The sequence below is a fragment of the Moritella sp. genome, from assembly GCF_033791185.1.
In the GTDB taxonomy this organism is placed as follows: domain Bacteria; phylum Pseudomonadota; class Gammaproteobacteria; order Enterobacterales; family Moritellaceae; genus Moritella.
In genome coordinates, this window is record NZ_JASJHF010000128.1 from 1 (window position 1) to 2,819 (window position 2,819).

Annotated in this window: 4 protein-coding genes; all 4 read left to right on the forward strand. The window is 41.0% G+C overall.

From position 1 onward, the window contains the following. Positions 1 to 362, forward strand: a 362-nt coding sequence (locus QNK26_RS07715; protein WP_319221999.1) for an FAD:protein FMN transferase, incomplete at its 5' end; no start/stop codon positions are given. 8 nt (positions 363 to 370) lie between these two features. Beyond that, the gene (gene nqrM / locus QNK26_RS07720; protein WP_198438367.1) at positions 371 to 595 is read left to right on the forward strand and encodes a (Na+)-NQR maturation NqrM; all 225 of its coding nucleotides are present in this window, start codon (positions 371 to 373) and stop codon (positions 593 to 595) included. A gap of 245 nt (positions 596 to 840) precedes the next feature. Then, positions 841 to 1,977 carry a TDT family transporter gene (locus tag QNK26_RS07725; RefSeq protein WP_319222002.1) on the forward strand — a complete coding sequence of 379 codons (1,137 nt, stop codon included), beginning with the start codon at positions 841 to 843 and terminating at the stop codon, positions 1,975 to 1,977. Positions 1,978 to 2,434: 457 nt separating this feature from the next. Next, positions 2,435 to 2,819: OmpW family outer membrane protein (locus QNK26_RS07730; RefSeq protein WP_319222004.1), on the forward strand; the 385-nt coding region annotated here is incomplete at its 3' end.

Sequence of the window (2,819 nt, forward strand, 5' to 3'; positions counted from 1 at the left end):
AGGTTGCGGTTGAGAAGCCGACGAGTGACAATCAAAGTGTGCAAGAAGTGATTGCGGTTGGTAACAATGCAATTGCAACATCAGGTGATTATCGCAATTATTATGAGTTAGATGGTGAGCGTTTTGCGCATACGATTGACCCTATAAGCGGTAAACCAATTAAGCATAAGCTGGTCTCTGTGACTGTAATTCATACTTCGTCAATGACGGCTGATGCATTAGCGACAGCATTAATGGTGATGGGTGAGAAAGACGGTCTTGAGTTCGCCAAGCAGCAAGGTTTAGCTGTATTGATGATCTCGAAGTCAGATTCAGGTTATAATGAAGTGTATACCAAACAGTTCGAACCTTATTTAAAATAGAGGCTAATATGGCTTATTTTGCTGCAACATTTGTTATTTTTGCGTTAGTTATTGCTGGTATGTCAATTGGCTATATTGTGCAGAAAAAATCTATCACAGGAAGCTGTGGTGGTATTAGTGGTTTAGGCATGGAAAAGGCGTGTGATTGTCCGGATCCATGTGATAAACGCAAAGCTAAAATGGCAAAAGAAGAAGCTAAACAGAAAATGTTGAATGAAAATCGCATCATCTAGTTTATGCCTGAGCATCTAGCTATAAAGTGCAGTGTTGTGCTTTATAGCTTTTTTAAACCTACCTTATTTCTCCCTCGACGATAATCCACTACAGTGGTAAATCCTCCGTGATATTCTATTCTTTATTATTATTTACATTACTTGACTCGTTAGGGCTTTGATCTTATTGCTCGTTAATTTATAGCGATATAACATTTGAGATCGTTTAATCGAAAGAAATAATAGCATTATGCTTGGAGGCATTAATGAGCGTTATGACACAACCTAAATTTAGCAAAGAGATTGGCCCTAATTGGTTCGCTTCGGTGATGGGGACCGGAATTATCGCTAATGCTGCAGTGGGCTTACCCCTGTTCGGTATTCATCTCACTTATTTCGCTTTGGTTGTTTGGTTGCTGGCTGCGCTGTTATTAATTGTCATGTTGGTTATTAAGATCAGCCAGACTATCATTAGGCCTGACATCATCAAACGGCAGTTTAATGATCCTGTCATGGCGCAATTTTTTGGCGCACCTCCGATGGCCTTGCTTACCATCGCAGGGGGAACCGTATTGATGGGTCACCATCTGTTTGCGCAAGATACAGTGCTACTGATCGCATGGAGCCTGTGGTTTATAGGAACTTTCGCAGGTTTGCTTAGTGCGGTTATCATCCCTTTTCGTCTTTTCACCCACTATGAAGTTAATCATCACGCTGCTTTTGGTGGTTGGCTGATGCCCGTTGTGCCACCAATGGTATCTGCGGCTATTGGTGCGATGCTTATTCCACATAGCCAAGATATCCTTTTTCAGCAAACCTTGTTGTATATCTGTTATGCCATGTTTGGTTTCAGCCTGATTGCCGCGCTGATTATTATCACTCTGATCTGGAATCGTTTAGCCCATACGGGTAGCTCAGGAGGGGCTCGGGTTCCAACTTTATGGATTGTGCTAGGGCCGCTTGGTCAATCTATCACCGCTATCGGTGCTTTAGGGACTGTCGCGCTAAGCGTCGTTGAACAACCCATTGCCAGCAGTTTAAATACGATGGCGATACTTTATGGAGTCCCAGTATGGGGATTTGCATTATTTTGGTCATGTATAGCTAGTTTGCTCACCTTGCGCGCAATACGTAGACAAATGCCTTTTGCACTGACTTGGTGGGCATTTACATTTCCAGTAGGAACTTGTGTTACGGGAACCACTCAGTTGGCGCTACATACTGGCTTACCTTTGTTCGAATGGGCTGCGGTTATATTATTTGCTGTGCTTATTGGCGCTTGGATTATTGCCGCAATCGGAACCGTAAAAGGTTTTAAGGGGGGACATATTTTGAAAAACGCAATATCCCCGGCAACTGTTCAAGCCAACAAAGGTGGTGAAAAAGATAAAAATAATCATTAGTATATACTTAGCAGCGTAGCGGAGTTTGACTCGGCATATTTTCTCGCTAATGGTTAACGAGCTTTTTCGTGAAGGGTAAGATAGTAAAGCAACTCCGAAATGGTTTTGCTTTGTTTTGTTAGTCGGTACCCGTCATTTGAGCTACAGCCTGTGTTGTTAAAGTACTGCACGGACTTTATAGTTTTATTTCTAATTCGATCTATTAATCATTTTTCTTCATTTTTATGTTTTCATTTCAAAAAATAATCCTTACGTATCAATATTAAACTGGTAGTTCAATTTATTTGATACTCACTAGTGAGTATGTGGACTTCGGTTGATCTATATCAATATAGTGTTTTTTGTATATGGCAAAGTACACCCAAGTTAATGGTTTGTTACTTAATGATGCAAAAGAATGTCATATGTAATCAAACTGTATTTTAAATGAAAACTTACCATATTGATGGAGCTCTACATGAACAAGAAAATATTATCAGGATTAATCACTGCCTCTTTATTATCAGCAACGCTTGCAGTCCCTGCTTTCGCTCATCAACAAGGTGATATTATTGTTCGTGCCGGCGCTATGGTTGTCGCACCAAATGAGTCAAGTGATGATGTACTTGGTTTGGGTGAATTCCAAGTGAATGATAATACTCAACTTGGTCTTAACTTTACCTACATGGCAACAGATAACATCGGTATTGAGCTCGTTGCAGCAAGCCCATTTACCCATGAAGTTGCTCTAGAAGGTGTAGGTGTTATTGCTGAGGTTAAGCACTTACCGCCAACGCTATTAGCACAATATTACTTTGGTGATGCAGGTTCTAAGTTCCGCCCTTATGTCGGCGCAGGCATTA